This window comes from Paenibacillus algicola, assembly GCF_005577435.1.
Lineage (GTDB): Bacteria > Bacillota > Bacilli > Paenibacillales > Paenibacillaceae > Paenibacillus_AQ > Paenibacillus_AQ algicola.
Map to the genome: position 1 here is coordinate 164,177 of NZ_CP040396.1, position 19,296 is coordinate 183,472.

Sequence of the window (19,296 nt, forward strand, 5' to 3'; positions counted from 1 at the left end):
TACATTAATTGACTTCGAAGTAAGTCGCAATCTCTTCCAGCAGGAGGTTGGCTGCGAGGTAGCCGCCAGCCAGGTTCCATACAACCTCGTTCACTTGATGAACCTCGCCGGTCTTGGCCACATTTAGGCTCTGGAAGAGCGGCTCGTTCATCCACTCCTCGGCTGCCTTCTGAGCATCGGTGGAGCCTACATCCTCCTGCACGAAGTAGAACATCACGTCACCGTCCATCGCCGGAATACGTTCCTTCGTCAGCTTCTCTACGAACTCGTTCTTGTCCTGTTCGGCAGGTCTGGCAATGCCGAGCTGCTCCAGCATGACGCCGCTAAAGCTGTCCTTCATGTAGGTACGGACATCTGCTGCTGTGAAACGAACGACAGACACTTTCGTATTCGCCTTCTCGCCAAGCTTGGATTTCACTTCCTCCACACGCTTGTCAAAATCAGCAAAAGCTTGCTCGCCTTCGGCTTTCTTGTTTACCGCCTCGGCATACAGCGTCATATTGTTCTTCCAGTTGCCGGACAGTTCTTCGGCAAATACAGTCGGAGCAATCTGCTTCAGCTGATCATAAATTTGCTCGTGACGAACCTTGTTGCCGATAATGAGATCCGGCTTCAGTCCCGCAATCAGCTCGATGTTCGGCTGGGTTTCCTCCCCCAGCACTTCAACGCCTTCCATCTGGTCCTTAATATGATCATACCAAGGGTCACCTACCCAGGATTGAACGGCACCGACAGGCTTCACGCCAACGGCCAGCAGCGCTTCTGTACCTTCGTTCGTCAGCACGACGACGCGCTCCGGTGTGCCTGTCAGCGTCTCTTCTCCCATTGCATGCTTGATGGTGCGGGACTCGCCTTCTGCAGCACTACCTTCGTTCGTGTTGTTATTGGAGCCGGAAGCCGCCGGCGTCTCTGCTGGAGTATCACTGCTGGAGCTTCCACCGCAGGCCGAAACGATCAGCAGCATGGACAAGGCCAACAGAACCAGCCAGGATTTATTACGGAATAAAGATGACATGTTTAATGCTCTCCCCTTATGTACATTTTTATATATGATAATGACAATCATTATCAATTAACTAAAATATAAAATGATAACAAGCACTTGTCAAGACTTTAAATGAAAATGATTATCACATTCATTGACACGTAAAGCGCTCACATCTACAATAAAGGGGTTGATTGAACCATTAAACATCCTTTAGGGAGTGGAATACCATCATGGGAGTGCTTCAAAGCCGCAATGCCCGGCTCTGGGGATTGCTTGGGGGGCTGGTCCTGCTGCTGGCAGTCATGCTGATGAGCATCTTGCTGGGTTTGCAAAATTTCAATTTCAGCATGCTGCTGGATACCTATCAAGCCTTCAATGGCTCTACCGAGCATATGATTATTCGCGATACGCGGGTGCCGCGGACCTTGATCGGAGCCATGGTCGGTGCGGGGCTTGCAGCCTCGGGAGCCGTTATGCAGGCCATCACCCGCAATCCGCTGGCGTCTCCGTCCATATTCGGCATTAATTCCGGCGCCGTACTGTGCATCGTCATTGCGATTGCCGTTCTTGGGGGCGGTTTGACCATGAGCGGCATGATCTGGATTGCGTTTGCAGGCGCGGCCCTGACCGCTCTGCTTGTGTTCGTGCTTGGCTTTAGCGGGCCCGGGGGCTTTGCCCCCGTCAAGCTGACTCTGGCAGGCTCCGCCATTGCGGCATTTTCGGCCTCCATCACCTCAGGCATTATTCTGATTGATAAGCAGTCACTGGATCAGGCGATGTTCTGGATGATCGGCTCTGTCGTGAACCGGAGCATCGAGCACGTCACGGCGATGCTTCCGTATTTCGCAGCCGGCATGGTCGTGGCGCTGCTGCTGGCAAGAGCCTTGAATGTAGCCATGCTGGGCGATGATGTGTCCAAGGGACTCGGCATCTCGTTGCTTCTGGTGCGGGCCGGTGCCTGTGTGTCGGTCGTGCTGCTCGCCGGCAGCGGCGTTGCGGTTGCGGGGCCGATTGCTTTTGTCGGGATTGTGGTCCCGCATCTGTGCCGCTCGCTGGTCGGTCACGACCATCGCTGGCTCATTCCTTACTGTGCCATTGGCGGTGGGATCCTGCTCGTCTCAGGGGATCTGGTCTCGCGCTTCATTATTATGCCAAAAGAGGTGCCTGTGGGGGTTGCCATGGCATTGATTGGCGTTCCATTTCTGATTTATATCGTACGGAGGAAGTCCTATGTCTTATAAACTGAATGCAGTCCGCCACGATCCTGCCTCCCGCCGCCGAAGAAATGCGCTCATCTTAAGCGTGCTTTCGCTGCTGGTCATCCTGCTAGTGCTGATCAGCATCTCGGTCGGCAGCACCACAATTCCGCTGCTAGAGGTAGCCGCTTCCCTGCTGGGGCTTGGAGAGAGCGGCAGTTCCTTGATTGTCATCCAGTTCCGTCTGCCCCGAGTCTTGGCTGCCTTGCTGGTAGGAGCCATGCTGGCGGTAGCCGGCGCCTTGCTGCAGGGCGTGATTCGTAATCCGCTCGCTGCCCCGGATCTGATCGGTGTCACCGGCGGGGCCTCTGTGGTGGTCGTGGCCTTTATGACTCTGTACACCGGCGCATTCAGCTATCACTTCATTCCGGTGCTGGCGATTCTCGGGGCACTGGGAGCGGGCATGCTGGTATACGTGCTGGCGTGGAAGAATGGCGTTTCACCGCTGCGGCTCGTGCTGATCGGCGTAGGCATTTCGACAGCCCTCAGCGCGATGACCACGTTCCTGCTGATCAGCGGCACAGCTTATCATGCGGCTCAGGTGCTGAACTGGATTACGGGCAGCGTCTATGGCACAGGCTGGAAGCAGGTTGCGGCCATCGCGCCCTGGGCAGGTGTCATCATTCCGCTGTCCTTTCTCTTCTCCCGCTCGCTGAACGCGCAGTCGATGGGCGATACGGTCGCTATCGGGCTTGGAACGCGGATTCAGCGGGACAGGATGCTCATTATTCTATGCAGCATTGCCCTGGCGGGAGCGGCGGTGGGCATTGCCGGCACGCTGTCCTTTATCGGCTTGATTGCTCCGCATATCGCAAGGCGACTGGTAGGCAGCGCCTACGGCATCCTGATGCCAACCGCGGCGCTGATCGGCGCGGTCATTCTGCTGCTGGCGGACCTCGCCGGGCGGATGCTGTTCCAGCCGCTGGACATACCGGCAGGCGTGTTTACCGCTGCGATTGGTGCGCCGTTCTTTTTTTACCTGTTATATAAAAGAATGTAGCTTCCCATGAAGTGCCGTTGTCTCTAGAGAGAGCGGCGCTTTTGTATATCCAACCTGTGATATAATGGACCGAAAGCCCGGCAGGGAGCCGTGACCATTCAGAATGGAGAGAGAACCGATGGAAGTACACGTTGATTTACACAAAGAAGATTTTTGGCGCTTTAACCGGTATGTGATGTTTCATATGCCGAAGTATAGAACGATGATGCTGTCAGCGCTGATTTCCGTACCGCTGCTCAGTATTCTGCTGCTGAGATTCTCCAGCTTTGACTGGGTGTATTCAGTGGTGGTGGGCGTGCTGATCGGCATTCTGTGCGACCTGCTGTTTGTATACCGGATCAAGAGCCGTACGATGAGCATGGTGAAGCATAATGAGGGCATTCTGGGGGAACGAACCATTACCGTGGACCGTACAGCGGTGCACGAGTCCAACGACAAGACCCAGCTGCGCTATGACTGGAGCGGCATTCATGATTTGCGGCGGGATGGGGATTACTTGTATATTTTCGTGAATTCGATGCAAGCGGTCATCATTCCGAAGCGTTCCTTTGGAAGTCCTGAGGCAGAGCAATCATATGTGAAGGCAGTTGAGGACTACTCCAATAAGACATTTGCATGAGCGGTCGGCGTTAAGCGGATGCTATTAGCCAGAGGAGAAAGGAGAGGAGGTGGAATCCATGGAGCAATGGGAGTACAAGACGGTCAAGTACGCCACCAAGGGGTTTCTGGGCGGAAAGGTGGACGAGGAGGATCTGAGCGAGCTGTTTAACGGTCTCGGGTACGAGGGCTGGGAGCTGGTGTCGTGCTTTGATACGAGCATTTCTCAAGGACAGTCGCGGGATATTATTGCGATCTTTAAGCGCCGTGCCTTTACAGGATTATAAAAAAAAGCGGCTCCTTGGCCGCCGTATAGCACGGTAAAGGCTGGATTCTCATGATGAGATCCAGCCTTTTTCTTCGGCCAGAGCAATGGCCTCCAGCCGGTTTCGGGCCCCCAGCTTGTTCAGTGCCTCTGACATATAATTGCGAACCGTACCGTAGGAGAGGTGAAGCTGCTGTGCGATGTCACTGGAACTGCTGCCGTTCGCAGCCAGGCGCAAAATCTGCTGCTCCCGCTGCGACAACGGGTTGGCCTCTCTCACGGTGCCGAACACAAGCTCTGGCGATACCTCCCGCCGGCCGTCCATAATGCGCCGCAGCGCTTCAGCCAATCGCTCGCTGGGCTCGTCCTTCAGCAGATAGCCCTGTACACCTGCCTTCACCGCCCGCTCGAAATATCCCGGCCTTGCGAAGGTCGTGAGTATCACGCACCGGCATGTCGGGACAGTTGTCGCGATTTTTTCGGCAACCTCAAGTCCCGACAAGACCGGCATCTCGATATCCAGCAGCGCAATGTCCGGCTGCAGCTGCCGGATGACATTCAGCGCCTCCTGGCCGTCGCCCGCCTGGCCAACCACCTCAATATCCTCTTCTAAATCCAGCAGCAGGGCCAGTGCTCCCCGCACCATGCGCTGGTCTTCTGCAATAAACACCCGGATGCTCATCCTGCCTCACTCCTTTGGGGGTCCTTCACGACAATCGGTACTGAAAGCTGAAGGAGTGTGCCCTTTGCGTTCAGCAGCTCCATTTTGCCATTGACCAAGGCTAGCCGTTCTGCCATACCCTTCAGCCCGTTCTTCTCCCTGACGTTAAAGCTTGCGGCCTCACGGGAAATCCCGATACCGTCATCCTGTACCGTCATTTGCCAGTCTCTGTCCGTCTGCTGAAAAGAGAGGCGGCAGTGGGAGGCCTGGCTGTGCTTCACGATGTTCGTAATGGCTTCTCTCAGGCAAAGACTTAGAATGTTGTGCGTCGTATCCGGCATCCTCTGAAAATGGGGCTCGCCTTCGATCGTCATCTCTATTCCCGCGCTGCTTAAAAGCACAGCGGCCTCCTTCAGCTCGCCGGCCAGCGTGGCAGTGCGCATATCGGACACAAGCTCGCGAACCTGGCGGAGCGCGGCGCGCGACTGTCTCTCGATCTCCCGGGCTTCCTCCCGGACCTGATCCGGATTTACGGCAGCAAGCTTGTCGATCACCTGGCTCTTCAAAGTAATCAAGGACAGCGTATGTCCCAGCGTATCATGCAAATCCCGGGCAATCCGCATCCGTTCCTCCCCCTTGATCAAATTGCGTATCTGCTCATTCGCCTGATCCAGCTGCGCTTTCAGCTCCAGCTTGCTGTTCATGGAGCGAATGGCGAATGGAGAAAGTAGCATAATGATCATAAAAGGAAATACAAAGAGCAGATCGGGATTCCAAGCCTGGCTGATTCGATATATCAGCGGGATCAGCTCTACCATATAGAGCAGCAGCAGGGCACTCCAGAATTTACGGGACTGGGTATACCAGCCGATAAAATTAGCCGTATAAAAGCCCATAAACAAATACGTAAGACCGTAGAGCATGGAGAACGTGAATATGATTCCCAGCTGCAGCAGCAGCCAGAATAGAAAGCCGGGCCGAGTTTCCCCGAAGTACAGCTCCCGGTATGACACGAGGAACAAGAGCAGCATGACCACGCCAAACCCGAACCTCAGGCCATCCTCGTAAGTAAACAGATTGACGATCGGGAGAAATAAATAAATGAGAAATACATAAGGGAGCAGTCCCAGCTTGCGCGGAAATAGCTCAATTGGCTGCTTCAATGGGCATCATCCTCTTAGACAGCTTGCTGTTTGTGGCGTACATACGTGGATATTACCATAAACAGGACTAAATATCCTGTCAAAATAAGCACGGACTGCAGCTCCGGCAGGCCGCCCTCGGTTATGGCCCAGCCTCCGCTTGCAAAGTGGTAGGAAGGCAGCCACTTGCCGATGGATTGCAGGAAGGAGGGCAGCATCTCCAGCGGCATCCACATGCCGCCCAGCAGCGCCAATACCAGATAAATTCCGTTGCTCACGCCGCTGGCGGTGTCGACGCGCTTCATGGTGCCAATGAGTGTGCCGATGGCCAGAAAAGGGGCAGATGCGGCCAGGATCCATACACCGCTGCTGATCCATTGCCAGGCCTGCAGCTGAACATCATTGATCAGGACACCTGCTGAGAAAATGACAGCGATGGAGAGCAGCAGCAGCAGCGTCTGGCCGAACATTTTTCCCAGGAAATAAATGCTGGCCGGCAACGGCACGACCTTCATCAGTGTGGACCAGCCGAGCGATTGCTCCTGCACGAGCCGGATGCCGAGCGTCATGATCGCCGAGCCCATCACGCTGAATGTGGTCATGGACATCAGATAGCGAGCCTGGTATGCGCCGGGGTCCCCAGCCCCCGTATTGACGACGCGGGTAAAGATGTAATAGAACGCAATGGGCATCACGAGCGACCAAAAAATAAAATACGGGTTCCGCAGGATGCGAAGCAGTTCCATGCGGCACTGCAGGGAAATCAGCTTTCCAGTCATATCAGACGACCTCCTCTTTCCGGGCTGTGAGCTGTTCAAACGCTTCATCAAGACTGCCCTGATCCATCTGGATGTCGTGAACGGGCAGCTCCTCTTTGAAAATGATCGATAACACCAAATCAGTATTGTTAGTGTAAACGTGCAGGCGCCCCTGCTCCTGCTGGAGCCCGGTGACGTCAGGTACAGCCTCCAGCCGGGCAATGATATTCGCAGCGGTGCCGCTGCGGCACTGGAACGACAGGGATTTACGGGACAGCCTGGCTTTGATCTCAGCCGGGCTGCCGTCTGCAGCGATACGCCCGTCCTTAAACAGCACAATCCGGTCTGCATTGTCGTCGGCTTCTTGAAGGTAGTGAGTCGTAAACAGGATGCTTTTTCCTTGTGCCGCCAAACTCCGTACCGTAGACCAGAACAGCCGCCGCGCGGTCGTATCCAGCCCCACGGTGGGCTCGTCGAAGAAGAGCAGGTCCGGATTACCGGCCAGCGCCAGGGCAAAGCTCAGCTTGCGCTTTTGTCCGCCGGACATTTTGGTCGCCCGCTTGCTAAGATCTTCTTGGTTAAGCCCGGTCAGCTGCATCACCTCAGCCATTTCCATGGGCTTGGGGTAATAGCCTCTGATCAGCTCCAGGATTTCACCAGCCTTCAGGCTGTCCATCACACTGACCTCCTGCAGCATCGCCCCGATCCGGCGCCGGACCTTCAGGTCCTTCGGACTGCCGCCAAGCACCTCAACCGTGCCGGCATCCGGCTCCAGCAAGCCCAGCATCATGGATAGGATTGTGGTTTTTCCGGCCCCATTGGGACCCAGAATGGCTGTAATGCTGCCTTGCTGGAGGGTAAAGGATACCCCATCTACGGCCCGCTTGCTGCCAAACTGCTTGCTGACGTTATGAATTGCCACTGCCACCGCCGTATTTTGCGTAATATTTAAACTCAATGCAACCGCACCTTTCTATTGCTTGGTATGGTTATCTTATCGAAGAGGCCCCCGCCCTGATGAGTAAACTTTGTCATGACTTGATATGACTTTTGTCATCTCGGGACAATCTAGAAAGAGACCTGCGGGGCGAGGACGGCCAGAAGAGTGGGAGACAAGCGTTATTGAAAATTCGGCAAATGGTTTAATGAAGTAGTATCAACCGCGGGGGCAGGCTCCGGCGAAGAGGAGGTAAGGCATATGTACGGAGATTTGCAAGGAAAGACTGTGATCGTGACGGGAGCGTCCTCCGGGATCGGGAAGGCGATCGCTCTTCGGTTCGGCAAGGAGAAGGCCAATGTGGTCATGACCTATAACAGCAATCCGGACCCGATGGAGGAAATGATTGCAGAGATTAAGGAGACGGGAGGACAAGCCGTCGCAGTGCAGGCAAACGTATCGCAGGAGGAGGATATCCGCAAGCTGATCTCCACCGCGCACGAGCATTTCGGTGCCCTGCATGTCATGGTGAACAATGCCGGCATTGAGAATGAGGTTCCCTCCGAGAAGCTGTCCCTGGACGACTGGAAAAAGGTCATTGATGTGAATCTGACCGGGGCCTTCCTGGGATCCAGGGAAGCGATCAGCTACATGCTGGAGCATGGCATTGAGGGCTCGGTCATCAATATGTCGAGTGTGCATGAGGTCATCCCCTGGCCACATTTTGTCCACTATGCTGCCAGTAAAGGCGGGGTCAAGCTCATGACGGAAACGCTGGCGCTGGAATTTGCCCCGAAGGGGATTCGGGTCAACAACATTGGTCCGGGAGCGATCTACACGCCGATTAATCAGGAGAAGTTCGACGATCCGGAATCGCGCAAAAGTGTAGAGGCGATGATTCCGATGGGATATATCGGCAAGCCGGAGCAGATTGCCTCTGTTGCCGCCTGGCTGGCGTCCTCGGAATCGAGCTATGTTACCGGGATTACCCTGTTTGCGGATGGAGGCATGACCAAGTATCCTTCCTTTCAGGGAGGAAACGGTTAGGTTGATGGCATCTGTGTGCAATGCAGCGTCATGGCGAAGGAATTTCAAGCTTCGGGCCGAAGAGGGCTCGGAGCTTTTTTGGCGCAGGGGTCTTCTCTTGACCGAAATGATGCCTTCAATTATAGTGGGTACAGTAGAAGCAATCTATAATATAGAAGGAAAAAGGTGGCTTGTAACATGTCTGAGAACATCTACGTAGGTGTCGATTTAGGCGGAACGGCGATCAAGGTCGGGATCTGCAACGAGGAAGGGCAGCTTCTGCAGACATATGAGGGACCGACAGAAACGTCCAAGGGCGTGGAGGCGGTTATTAACAATATAGAGAAATATGTTCGTCATATTGTCGAGGAGTCTCCTTACAGCTGGGACCAGTTAGCGGGCGTGGGAGCCGGCTTTGCAGGCTTTACAAATATCCGTGAAGGCATCATCATATTCGCACCGAACGTAGGGTTCAAGGATGTTCCGATTCGCGCCATACTGGAGGAACGATTCGGCAAGCCTGTCAAAATAGACAACGATGCCAATGTAGCCGCGCTGGGAGAAGCCTGGAGCGGTGCCGGACGCGGCGTGGATAACTGTGTCTGCTTTACCCTGGGTACCGGCGTTGGCGGAGGTATTATTATCAACGGCAGGATTTATCAGGGCTTTGGCGGCATGGCCGGCGAGCTCGGGCATATTACCGTCGTGCCGGATCTGGAAGCGATTCAATGCGGCTGCGGCAAGATGGGATGCCTGGAGACGGTCTCCTCGGCAACCGGCATTATTCGGATGGCGAAGGACGCGGTGGCCCGGGGGGATCGCACCTCGCTGGCACTGGCAGACAGCATAACGGCGAAGGAAGTGTTTGATGCGGCAAAGGCTGGAGATGAGGTAGCTATGCGCATCGTCAACCGTGCGGCCTACTACCTGGGCAAGTCCATGTCTTCCGTGGCCGCGGTCCTGAATCCTGAAGTGTTCATTATCGGCGGGGGTGTATCCAAGGCCGGAGATTTCCTGTTTGATGAAATTCGTTCGGTATTTCAGAAGCTGACGCCGGAGCCGCTGCAGCGCGGTGTTCGCATCGTAGCGGCAGAGCTTGGCAATGATGCTGGAATCGTCGGCGCTGCCGGCCTTCACCTGCGCTCTTAATCAAGACGATAACGAAGGAGACGGCCTGTCACTAGAGGATAATGTTCAAGGGAGGGAATGCTGATGCTGGAAACAGAGGAACGCGGCAAGACCAATTCGATGGCCACGCTAATTATCATTACCGGCATGTCAGGAGCAGGAAAGACGCTGGCTGTACAGAGCCTGGAGGACCTCGGGTTTTTCTGTGTCGACAATCTGCCCCCGGTGCTGATTCCGAAGTTTGCGGAGCTGATTGAGCAATCGAACGGCAAGATCGGCAAGGTCGCGCTGGTCATTGATCTTCGCGGCCGGGAATTTTTCACCGCGCTGGCGGAGTCGCTGAACTACATCAAGGATCACTTTACGATCCACAGCGAAATCATGTTTCTGGATGCGACGGATTCCGTGCTCGTCCAGCGCTACAAGGAGAGCCGCCGCCGCCATCCGTTGGCGCCGGAGGGGATGCCGCTCGACGGAATCCGCCTGGAGCGCAAGATGCTAGATGAGCTGAAGAACTCAGCGACGCAGGTTATCGACACCAGCCTCATGAAGCCGGCGCGGCTGAAGGAAACGATTATTTCCCGGTTTACGCATCTGGAAAACCGCATGCTGACGGTCAATGTGACCTCCTTTGGATTCAAATATGGCATTCCGATTGATGCGGATTTGGTGTTTGACGTCCGCTTTTTGCCGAATCCCCATTATGTAGAGACCCTTCGCCCCAATACGGGCCAGCACAGTGATGTATACGAGTATGTGATGAAGTGGCCGGAAACGCAGGCCTTTCTGACGAAGCTGCTCGATATGCTCCATTTCCTGATCCCGCAGTACCGCAAGGAAGGAAAGAGCCAGGTAATCATCGGCATTGGCTGCACCGGTGGCAAGCACCGCTCTGTGGCAATCTCGGAATATCTCGGAAAGATGCTGTCGGCGAGTGAAACCGAGAAGGTTTCGGTAAGCCACCGCGATCATGACCGGGACCGGCATTAACTGAGGGAAGTGATGAATGTGGCTCAAACAGCCGGAAAGCGTCCCCGCATCGTCGTGATGGGGGGCGGAACAGGACTGTCTGTCATGCTTCGGGGACTTAAAGAGAAGCCGCTCGACATCACAGCAATCGTCACTGTAGCCGATGATGGAGGCAGCTCCGGCATTCTTCGCAGTGAGCTGCAGATGCCTCCTCCGGGAGATATTCGGAACGTATTAACGGCGCTTGCCGATGTTGAGCCGCTGCTGGCGGATATTCTGAAGTACCGCTTCAGCGCCGGCTCCAATCTGGCAGGCCACAGCCTCGGCAATCTGATCCTGGCAGCGCTCACCGACATGCACGGTGACTTTGTAACCGCGGTCAAGGAGATGAGCCGGGTTTTCGTCTGTCGTGGAGCGGTTTTGCCTGCGGCTGGCGAGGGCGTGGTGCTGCATGCGGAGATGGAGGACGGCAGTATCGTTTCCGGGGAATCCAAGATTCCGGAGGCTGGAGGCGTTATCAAGCGCGTATTTCTGGAGCCGGAGGAAGTGGAGCCGCTGCCGGAAGCGCTGGAGGCTGTCATGCAGGCGGATGCGATTCTGATCGGACCGGGAAGCCTGTATACGAGCATTCTTCCCAATCTGCTCGTGCCGAAGCTCGCGGAAGCAGTAGTACAGTCCAAGGCTATAAAAATATTTGTATGTAATGTTATGACACAGCCCGGAGAAACCGACAATTATACGGTCGGTGATCATCTCCAGGCCATTTATGATCATATAGGCCTTCATCTGTTTGACTATGTGATCGTCAATGACGGAGAAATTCCGCCACAGGTCCAGGATCAGTATGCGGAGCAGGGGGCGAAGCCCGTGCTTCTGGACCGGGATGAGGTCACGAGCCGGGGCTACAAGCTGATTGCCGACAAGCTCGTGCTGTTCCGGACCTACCTCCGTCATGATGCGGAACGTCTGAGCCAGCATATTTACCAGCTGGTGAACGACTGGATTTCCAGAGAGAGGTGAGTCCCTTGTCTTTTGCGGCTCAAACCAAAAAAGAATTAACCATGATCGAAAGCCAGAGCTGCTGCGAGAAAGCCGAGCTGTCCGCGCTCATTCGCATGAACGGATCCGTTCAGCTATCCAGCAAGAAGATTGTTCTGGACATATCGACAGAAAATGCCGCGATTGCAAGGCGGATTTATTCCTTGATCAAGAAGCATTTTCAAGTGCATACGGAGCTCCTGGTGCGTAAAAAAATGCGCTTGAAGAAGAATAATGTATATATCGTCCGGATTCCCGCTCAGGTTCAGGAAATTTTAAAGGGACTCCATATTGTGTCCGAGGGCTTTCTGTTTCTTCCCCGGATTGATGATCAAATTATCCGCAAAAATTGCTGTAAACGCGCTTACCTGCGCGGCGCCTTTATGGCCGGAGGCTCGGTGAACAATCCGGAGGGCTCCTCTTATCATCTGGAGATTGCCTCCATGTATGAGGAGCACTGTCAGGCCCTGGTCGATCTGGCGAATGAATTTCACCTGAACGCGCGCTGTATCGAGCGCAAGAAGGGGTTCATCTTCTACATCAAGGAAGGCGAGAAGATTATCGAGTTCCTGAATCTGATCGGGGCCCATCAGGCGCTGTTCAAATTCGAGGATGTCCGCATCATGCGGGACATGCGCAATTCGGTGAACCGGATCGTGAATTGTGAAACGGCGAATCTGAACAAGACGATCGGTGCCGCCATCCGGCAGATTGAGAACATCAAGCTGCTTCAAAGAGAGGTCGGCCTCGACAAGCTGCCAGATAAGCTCCGCGAGGTCGCCGAGATCAGGCTTCAGCATCCCGATATGAATCTGAAAGAGGTCGGAGAGCTGCTGAAGGGAACCGTCAGCAAGTCGGGAGTGAACCACAGGCTGCGCAAGATTGACGAGCTGGCGGAAAAAATCCGAAACGGCTGAAGCTTTATAAACTAGTGTCCTGTATGGTAAGATGGTATAATATTAGAAATGTGAAGGCTGAAAAAGGTAATCAAGATTTTATAAATAGGGGGTAAACTTTCCATGACCAAGCACCCGGTAGTTGTTCGGCTGAAGACGGGTCTACATGCCAGACCGGCCGCGTTGTTCGTTCAAGAAGCGAATAAATATTCATCTGAAATTTTCGTGGAAAAAGATGATAAAAAAGTGAACGCCAAAAGTATTATGGGCATCATGAGCCTTGCCATCAGTTCGGGTACTGAGGTTTATATCAGCGCCGATGGCGCTGACGCGGAGCAGGCGGTTACTTCCTTAGTGAACCTGGTGAGCAAAGAAGAGCTGGAGAATCAGTAATATAGGACGGCTCCGCCGTCCACTGTGACATAAGTAAGGAAAAGCCTTGAGCATCAAGGCTTTTTTAATATTAGCGCTGCGCTGGCACTAACCGCACCGCTGTAGCGCATGATGGGGCCGCCCTCAAGATCCTTGGATCTTGAAGGCGGCCCCATTGTCGGTGTGGCGATATTCAGTATGTGTAACGCAGCGTCCTACTGCTGCATTTGCCGAAACATTTTGGGGGTGGTTCCATGCGCTTCACGGAATTTGCGGATGAAGTAAGCAGAGCTGTTGAAGCCGGTTTTGCTGGAGATGTCCTCAACAGTCAGCTCGGTCGTAAGCAGCAGCTCCTTTGCCCGGTCCATACGGACCGAATTGAGGTAGTCCACGAAGTTCATGCCGGTCTCATCCTTGAAGATTTTGCTCAAGTAACGCGGGCTGGTCTGCACGAGGTCTGCTAAATAATCCAGGGACAGCGGCATATGGTACTGCTCCTCAATGTAGGATTTAACCCGATCCACGACCTCGTAAGTCCGGTCATTGCTCTTCTTCTCCAGCATCGTCCAGGTCTTGACGATCATCCGGAACAGCAGCTGCTGAAACTCGACAATGTGCTTGACCTCCTTCAGCTCCTCCTGCATATAAGCAGACACAATATCCTTGGAGCGGAAGTTCATTTCTTTCAGGTAGCCGTAAAAAGCATTAATCGTCTCCGACCAGCGCTGCTCGCAATGATGCAGGGAGTAGCTTCCCTTGGCCATATGCTCGATGATCAGCAGCAAGGCCTGCTCCGTCACCTCCGGCTGGCGGCTGCGAAGGCTCTTGGCGAAGCTGTCTACAAGCTCCTCCGGAATCTCCTCCTGACTCTCCTCCCGGCGGAGCAGCTCAACCTCATACACCGCTTGCACTCGCGGCAGGTAGTACAGATAGCTTGACAGCTTCTCCGTCTGCTTATAGGAGTCGGGGAGCGCGAGTGCGGATTCTACAGTGCTGCCGAGCAGCACCGTAGCCTCGACCATAAAGTTGGCGTAGATGACAGACACGAGATCCTGACAACGCTCTGCCAGAGTGCTCATGGCGGGCTCCTCCAGATTGACGACGATGCCGATAATATCGCCCGGCAGGTCCGCGGCCATGACCCGCATGGTATCATGGCTGAGCTGCTCCTCCGCTTTACCCATGACATAGAACTTCACAAACTCTCGGGTTTCCGTGTCCATCTCAATCATCTGCTGCGGAGGAAGCTGAATCTGAACCGCTGTGTAGCGGCTGAAAGGGAAGGAGGAGCGCAGCAGCTTCAGGCGAGCGCTGACCTCTTCATTCGATGTATAGCCCTGCAGCAGCAATCCATATACGAAATTATGCTTCATGACCGGCAGGTTCGAGCTCAGCGTGCGCTGCAGCTCGTTCACCTGGACAGACAAGCCGCCAATCATCTCATTAATCATCAGGAACTCATTGGAGGAGGTGTTCTCTTTCCGCTTCACCTCGGCATGATCCTGCTCCAGCCACGCCCGGGCGGAGGTTACAATGGTCCGTACCGGGTTGTAGAAGCGGGAGGCGAAGATATGCGCCAGCAGCAGGCCGATGGCAATGACCGCCAGGCTCGTAAACAGCACATTGTTGCGAATGCGGCGGCCCTTGCTGTAGAACTCCTCCACGGGGGTGAAGCTGACAAGCCTCCAGCCATAGGAAGGCAGGGTTTGGTAGCCGGCAATGGTAGCCTGGCCGCCAAGATCGACAAGCTGGTGCAGGCTGGGCTGGGGCTCATTCACAATGCGACTTACCATGTCATCCCAGCCCTCACTGGGCAAAAAAGGCGCGCTGGAGGCGAGCACCTTCCCGGAGGCATCCAGCAGGAGCGTGCTGCTCTCGTCATTGGATGATTTATTGGCAATCAGCTGATCGATCAGCTGGGCATGCATATGAATCGCGATAAAGCCGCGCTGCTTTGAGCGGTCGGCTACCAGGGGATAAGGCCGCAGGAAGGTGAGCCGCTTGGCAGGCTGCTGCCCTGCCAGCCGCGTCTCGGCGTCGGTCAGCAGCCACAAGGAGGTCGGGCCTGTTTCGGCCGCGGCGGTAATCCACTCCAGCTTCTGCTTGCTGTCAGAGGCCGGATCATTCCCGTACGTGACGCCGCGCAGTGACGATACCCGCAGGGATGAGCCCAGCACATACATGTCCACGGACTCTACAATGTCCGGTGCGGTGGCCGCGGCTGTAGACAGCAGGCTCTGGACGTTCCGGATCTTGGTATACTGTCCGTCGGCGGTATTGGTGAACAGATGCAGCAGGTCGGCATTTTGGAAGGAGTCGGTGACAAGCCCCAGGTAGATGGATTCCGCTTTCTGGACAATCGACATGTCAATCGTTGCGCTCCACTGGCTCAGAATCCGCTCATTGACCTGCTGAACCTGCTCATTATACTGCTCCGTGAACTGCAGATACGAGCCGTAGCCTACCAGCACAACCGCAAGCACGAGCAGCAGGATGTACGACAGAATAAGCCGGAAGAAGAAATTGCTTCTGCGCCGCAGTTTCGTTAGCATCGATCCTCCTCCTTATCGTACGTAGTCTTTAAAATGTAGGAAATAAGTGGAGAAAAGTCAATGGATTCGCGGCATTCCGTCGCTTTTTATTATGAGGTGGAAATGTTTATATTGCCAAAATGACGCATTTTTATATGCCTGCGAATGTTTACGATGTTCAACAAGCATCAGGGCCGATATAGTTAGGCTACGCAAGCGGGATGCACGCTAAACCGCGATGAAAGACGAGGTGAACAACATATGAATAAGCTGAAGCTGCCTGCACTTCGCCCCTATGTCAGACACAAATATCTGGTGCTGTTGTTTCTGCCGGCTTTCCTCTATTATGTCATGTTCCATTATGTACCGATCTACGGACTTCAGATCGCTTTCAAGGATTATGTGTTCAGTAAAGGGATCTGGGGGAGCGAGTGGGTTGGACTGGAGCACTTCCGGGACATTTTCGGGATGGAGAGCTTCTGGCAGGTGTTTCGCAATACGCTCATTATTAGTGCGTATAAGCTGCTGTTCGGCTTCCCGGCTCCGATTATCCTGGCAATTCTGTTGAATGAGATCCGGCTGGTGTTCTTCAAGCGGATTGTCCAGACGGTGAGCTACATGCCCCATTTTCTATCCTGGGTCGTGATCGCATCCTTGTTCATCCAGTTTCTGTCCCCGTCCATCGGACCGCTGAATGCCGTGATTAAATGGCTGGGCTTCGATCCCATCTACTTCATGGCCGATCCGAAGTGGTTCCGTACGGTCCTGGTCGTTACCGACATGTGGAAAGAAATCGGCTGGAGCTCAATCATTTATTTGGCAGCGCTTACAGGGATTAACCCTGAGCTGTACGAGGCATCCAAGGTAGACGGAGCGAATCGTTATCATAACATCCGTTTTATTACACTTCCTTCGATGATGCCGGTTATTACGATTATGTTTATTTTTGCTATCGGCAAGCTGGTGAACGACGACTTCGACCAGGTCTTCAATATGTACAACTCGGCGGTGTATGAAGTCGGGGATGTCCTGAGCACCTACACCTATCGAAGAGGCCTAGTCGATATGGAGTACAGCTTTGCAACAGCAGTGGGTTTGTTCAAGAACGTCGTCGCCTTTACATTGATCGTCATTACAAACGCCATAGTTAAACGGGTGAACGACTACGGCTTGTGGTAGGAGGGAAGCTGCAATGAAGCACAGATGGAGTTTATCGAGTGTGGCGTTTGACGTATTTAACTACGCACTGCTCATTCTATTATGTATAAGTATGCTATACCCGTTCCTGTTCCTGTTCACCCTCTCCTTCAGCTCGCCGGAATCGTCGTTCGCGACCGTTCGGCTGCTGCCGGAGACGTGGACGCTGGACAATTACGCAAAGGTGCTGTCCAACGAGTTCGTGCTGGCGGGCTTCGGCAATACGATCATAAGGACGGCCCTGGGAACGGCGCTGACGTTGATCGTAACCGTATGTACAGCGTATCCGCTGGCCAAGCGGCATTTTCCGCACCGGAATTTCTGGACGATGTTTGTTGTCTTTACGATGTTCTTCAGCGGCGGTCTCATCCCGCTGTTCCTGCTCGTTAAGTCACTGGGGATGATGAATACGACCTGGGCGCTCGTGCTCCCGACACTTCTTCATACCTTTCATATGATTATTTGCCGTAACTTCTTCATGGCGCTGCCGGAAAGCCTGGAGGAGTCTGCCAAGATTGACGGTGCCAATGACATTGTCATTCTGTTCCGGATTGTGATTCCGCTCTCCATGCCAATTCTGGCTACGGTCGTTCTGTGGACCGCGGTATGGCATTGGAATGCGTGGTTCGATTCCCTCATCTATATTACCGATCCGAACAATCAGGTGCTGCAGGTTGTCATGCGCCGAATCGTTCTGGAGGGTACGCAGCAGATGATGAATCTGAACGATGCTGAGGAGGTTGCCAACCCGGAGACCATCAAAGCGGCGACGGTTATGGTAACGACGATTCCGATTATCCTGTTCTACCCTTTCCTGCAAAAGCATTTCGTAAAAGGAATTCTTGTAGGCTCATTAAAAGGATAATAATTTATTCAGGGAGGTCCATGAAACATGAAAAACAAAGCGTCTGTATGGCTTCGAGGCTCTGCTGCACTGCTGCTGTCGTCAGCTCTGATCGTATCCGGCTGCTCTAAGGAAAGCACGAGTGCGGGGCAAGGCGGAACGAGCAGCCCAAGTACACCGGCTGTAGAGGAGGAAAAGGACAAGAAGCATACCCTTTCCATCGCATCCTATCACATCGGCCCGACAGACAAAGATGGGGAGCTTGTGAAGTATGCCAATGAAAAATACAACGTGGAGCTCGACATTCTGAACATCGAGAATAACAAATACGAGGAGCTCCTGAACCTGAAGTTCGCTTCCGGTGAAATTCCCGACCGGATGCAGGTGCGCAGCTTCGGCTCACTGCAGAAATATATCAAGTCCGATGTACTTGCAGAAATTCCGGAGGACCTGCTGAAGCAGCATGCGCCGACGCTGTATGCCAGCCTGGAGAAGAGCTTTCCTGGTATTTTTGAATATTCCAAAATTGACGGCAAGCTGTATGGCATTCCGTATGTCGTTCCACAGGGTCAGCACCGGGCACCGCTTGTGTATCGGGGCGACTGGATGAAGAACGTCGGGGTCGAAGAGGCACCGAAGACCCTTGAACAATTTGAGGAGCTCATGTATAAATTTGCAACGGAGGACCCGGACGGCAACGGCAAGAAGGACACGTACGGTCTATCCTATTCTGCGATGGCTGCAGTCTTTGGCGCCTTCGGCTATATGCCGGATATTTTCAACGGGGACAAAGGCAATGACAAGATGATCTGGCAGGTTCGGGATGACAAGCTCGTCTACTCCGCGATTCAGCCGGAAATGAAGGAAGCGCTTACGATGCTGAACCAATGGTTTAAGGACGGCATTATTGATCCGGAATTTATTACAGGGGAAAACCAGGGCGGCAACTGGGCACTGACCCATGCGTTTATTAACGGACGTATCGGTACATCTGGCCAGGGCTACTTCTATCACTGGATTCCGCAGCTGGGCAGCAGAAATGCAGGTCCGAACAATACGGAGCTGGGCAAGCTGAACAGCGCTGCAGCGGAAGCTCTCGTGCAGGGCGAGCCGCCGGTTGGCGAGGATGGAAAGCGAGGCATGTGGCAGCAAAATATGATGAGCGGCAGCTTTGTGAGCTTTGGCAAGCAAGTGGAGAAGGACCCAGACAAGATGATCCGCATGCTGGAGATGCTGGAGACGATGAACGCTACTTATCAAGAGCGCAGCATTATGTGGTACGGCATGGAGAACAAGCACTGGCATTACCAGGATGAGGATGGTGTTAAGGTAGCTACTCCGATCGATCCTGAGCATAATGCAGCCGCGATGGCGAAGCTTGGTGGTCACCTGGTTATCAATCCGTTCCAGATGCTGGAGCATCAGGATGTGGACAACAAGATGAGAAATGAATTCGGCGCAGAGCATAAGCTGGACGAGGGCGGCATCCAGAACGAGCTGTTCACGGCGCTGGAGTCAGAAGGCAAATACCGTGCGGAGCTCGACAAGCTGCAGGATGAGGCCTACATTTCGATCATTACTGGCGACAAGCCGATCAGCTACTTTGATGAATTTGTAGAGAAGTGGCGCAAGGCGGGTGGCGAGCAGCTGGAGAAGGAAGCTAATGAATGGTATTCGTCCATGAAATAAGG

General features: G+C 54.0%; 19 protein-coding genes. 13 read left to right on the forward strand and 6 right to left on the reverse strand.

Annotated features, from left to right (window positions below; genetic code table 11):
• Positions 1–4 precede the first annotated feature (4 nt).
• The gene (locus E6C60_RS00835) at positions 5–1,015 is read right to left on the reverse strand and encodes an ABC transporter substrate-binding protein (protein ID WP_138224024.1); all 1,011 of its coding nucleotides are present in this window, start codon (positions 1,013–1,015) and stop codon (positions 5–7) included.
• 203 nt (positions 1,016–1,218) lie between these two features.
• Between E6C60_RS00835 and E6C60_RS00840 the strand changes: the two genes are divergently transcribed.
• The 4 genes from E6C60_RS00840 (at position 1,219) to E6C60_RS00855 (ending at position 4,128) form a co-directional block, all read left to right on the forward strand.
• Positions 1,219–2,229, forward strand: a complete 1,011-nt coding sequence (locus E6C60_RS00840; protein ID WP_138224025.1) for a FecCD family ABC transporter permease — start codon at positions 1,219–1,221, stop codon at positions 2,227–2,229.
• Positions 2,219–3,244, forward strand: coding sequence for a FecCD family ABC transporter permease (locus E6C60_RS00845; RefSeq protein ID WP_138224026.1), 1,026 nt, complete (start codon positions 2,219–2,221; stop codon positions 3,242–3,244). The genes E6C60_RS00840 and E6C60_RS00845 overlap by 11 nt, the downstream gene beginning before the upstream one ends.
• Before the next feature lie 118 nt (positions 3,245–3,362).
• Positions 3,363–3,863, forward strand: coding sequence for a YcxB family protein (locus E6C60_RS00850; RefSeq protein ID WP_175415120.1), 501 nt, complete (start codon positions 3,363–3,365; stop codon positions 3,861–3,863).
• Positions 3,864–3,921: 58 nt separating this feature from the next.
• On the forward strand, positions 3,922–4,128 hold the full coding sequence (locus tag E6C60_RS00855) for a DUF4177 domain-containing protein (RefSeq protein WP_138224028.1): 207 nt from the start codon (positions 3,922–3,924) through the stop codon (positions 4,126–4,128).
• 48 nt (positions 4,129–4,176) lie between these two features.
• Here E6C60_RS00855 and E6C60_RS00860 read toward each other — a convergent pair whose 3' ends face one another.
• From E6C60_RS00860 to E6C60_RS00875, 4 genes are read right to left on the reverse strand one after another with little or no spacing between them, the layout of a single operon-like run.
• A complete protein-coding gene (locus E6C60_RS00860; protein WP_138224029.1) occupies positions 4,177–4,788 on the reverse strand; it encodes a response regulator transcription factor in 612 nt (203 codons plus the stop codon).
• Positions 4,785–5,930 (reverse strand): sensor histidine kinase, encoded by a 1,146-nt coding sequence (locus E6C60_RS00865; protein WP_138224030.1) that lies wholly within the window; start codon positions 5,928–5,930, stop codon positions 4,785–4,787. The genes E6C60_RS00860 and E6C60_RS00865 overlap by 4 nt, the downstream gene beginning before the upstream one ends.
• A 14-nt stretch (positions 5,931–5,944) precedes the next feature.
• A complete protein-coding gene (locus E6C60_RS00870; RefSeq protein ID WP_138224031.1) occupies positions 5,945–6,688 on the reverse strand; it encodes an ABC transporter permease in 744 nt (247 codons plus the stop codon).
• A gap of 1 nt (position 6,689) precedes the next feature.
• The gene (locus E6C60_RS00875; protein WP_233281089.1) at positions 6,690–7,625 is read right to left on the reverse strand and encodes an ABC transporter ATP-binding protein; all 936 of its coding nucleotides are present in this window, start codon (positions 7,623–7,625) and stop codon (positions 6,690–6,692) included.
• Between the two features lie 240 nt (positions 7,626–7,865).
• Here E6C60_RS00875 and E6C60_RS00880 point away from each other — a divergent pair, with 240 nt between their 5' ends.
• The 6 genes from E6C60_RS00880 (at position 7,866) to E6C60_RS00905 (ending at position 13,054) form a co-directional block, all read left to right on the forward strand.
• Positions 7,866–8,651 (forward strand): glucose-1-dehydrogenase, encoded by a 786-nt coding sequence (locus E6C60_RS00880; RefSeq protein WP_138224032.1) that lies wholly within the window; start codon positions 7,866–7,868, stop codon positions 8,649–8,651.
• 177 nt (positions 8,652–8,828) lie between these two features.
• The gene (locus E6C60_RS00885) at positions 8,829–9,779 is read left to right on the forward strand and encodes an ROK family glucokinase (protein ID WP_138224033.1); all 951 of its coding nucleotides are present in this window, start codon (positions 8,829–8,831) and stop codon (positions 9,777–9,779) included.
• Positions 9,780–9,842: 63 nt separating this feature from the next.
• The gene (rapZ, locus tag E6C60_RS00890) at positions 9,843–10,748 is read left to right on the forward strand and encodes an RNase adapter RapZ (RefSeq protein ID WP_138224034.1); all 906 of its coding nucleotides are present in this window, start codon (positions 9,843–9,845) and stop codon (positions 10,746–10,748) included.
• A 12-nt stretch (positions 10,749–10,760) separates the two neighbouring features.
• Positions 10,761–11,747, forward strand: coding sequence for a gluconeogenesis factor YvcK family protein (locus E6C60_RS00895; RefSeq protein WP_175415121.1), 987 nt, complete (start codon positions 10,761–10,763; stop codon positions 11,745–11,747).
• A 5-nt stretch (positions 11,748–11,752) separates the two neighbouring features.
• Entirely contained in the window at positions 11,753–12,682 is a 930-nt protein-coding gene (gene whiA, locus E6C60_RS00900; RefSeq protein ID WP_138224036.1) for a DNA-binding protein WhiA, read from the forward strand.
• Between the two features lie 102 nt (positions 12,683–12,784).
• A complete protein-coding gene (locus E6C60_RS00905) occupies positions 12,785–13,054 on the forward strand; it encodes an HPr family phosphocarrier protein (RefSeq protein WP_138224037.1) in 270 nt (89 codons plus the stop codon).
• Between the two features lie 194 nt (positions 13,055–13,248).
• On the opposite strand, the gene E6C60_RS00910 is transcribed toward E6C60_RS00905, so the two are convergent.
• Positions 13,249–15,585: an AraC family transcriptional regulator gene (locus E6C60_RS00910; protein ID WP_138224038.1), complete on the reverse strand. Its 2,337-nt coding sequence runs from the start codon at positions 15,583–15,585 to the stop codon at positions 13,249–13,251.
• 240 nt (positions 15,586–15,825) lie between these two features.
• On the opposite strand from E6C60_RS00910, the gene E6C60_RS00915 reads away from it, so the two are divergent.
• Genes E6C60_RS00915 through E6C60_RS00925 form a run of 3 tightly spaced genes read left to right on the forward strand, consistent with a single transcriptional unit; the run spans position 15,826 to position 19,294 of the window.
• The gene (locus E6C60_RS00915; protein ID WP_138224039.1) at positions 15,826–16,743 is read left to right on the forward strand and encodes an ABC transporter permease; all 918 of its coding nucleotides are present in this window, start codon (positions 15,826–15,828) and stop codon (positions 16,741–16,743) included.
• A gap of 13 nt (positions 16,744–16,756) precedes the next feature.
• Positions 16,757–17,626, forward strand: a complete 870-nt coding sequence (locus E6C60_RS00920; RefSeq protein ID WP_138224040.1) for a carbohydrate ABC transporter permease — start codon at positions 16,757–16,759, stop codon at positions 17,624–17,626.
• 27 nt (positions 17,627–17,653) lie between these two features.
• A complete protein-coding gene (locus E6C60_RS00925) occupies positions 17,654–19,294 on the forward strand; it encodes an extracellular solute-binding protein (RefSeq protein ID WP_138224041.1) in 1,641 nt (546 codons plus the stop codon).
• Positions 19,295–19,296: the final 2 nt, after the last annotated feature.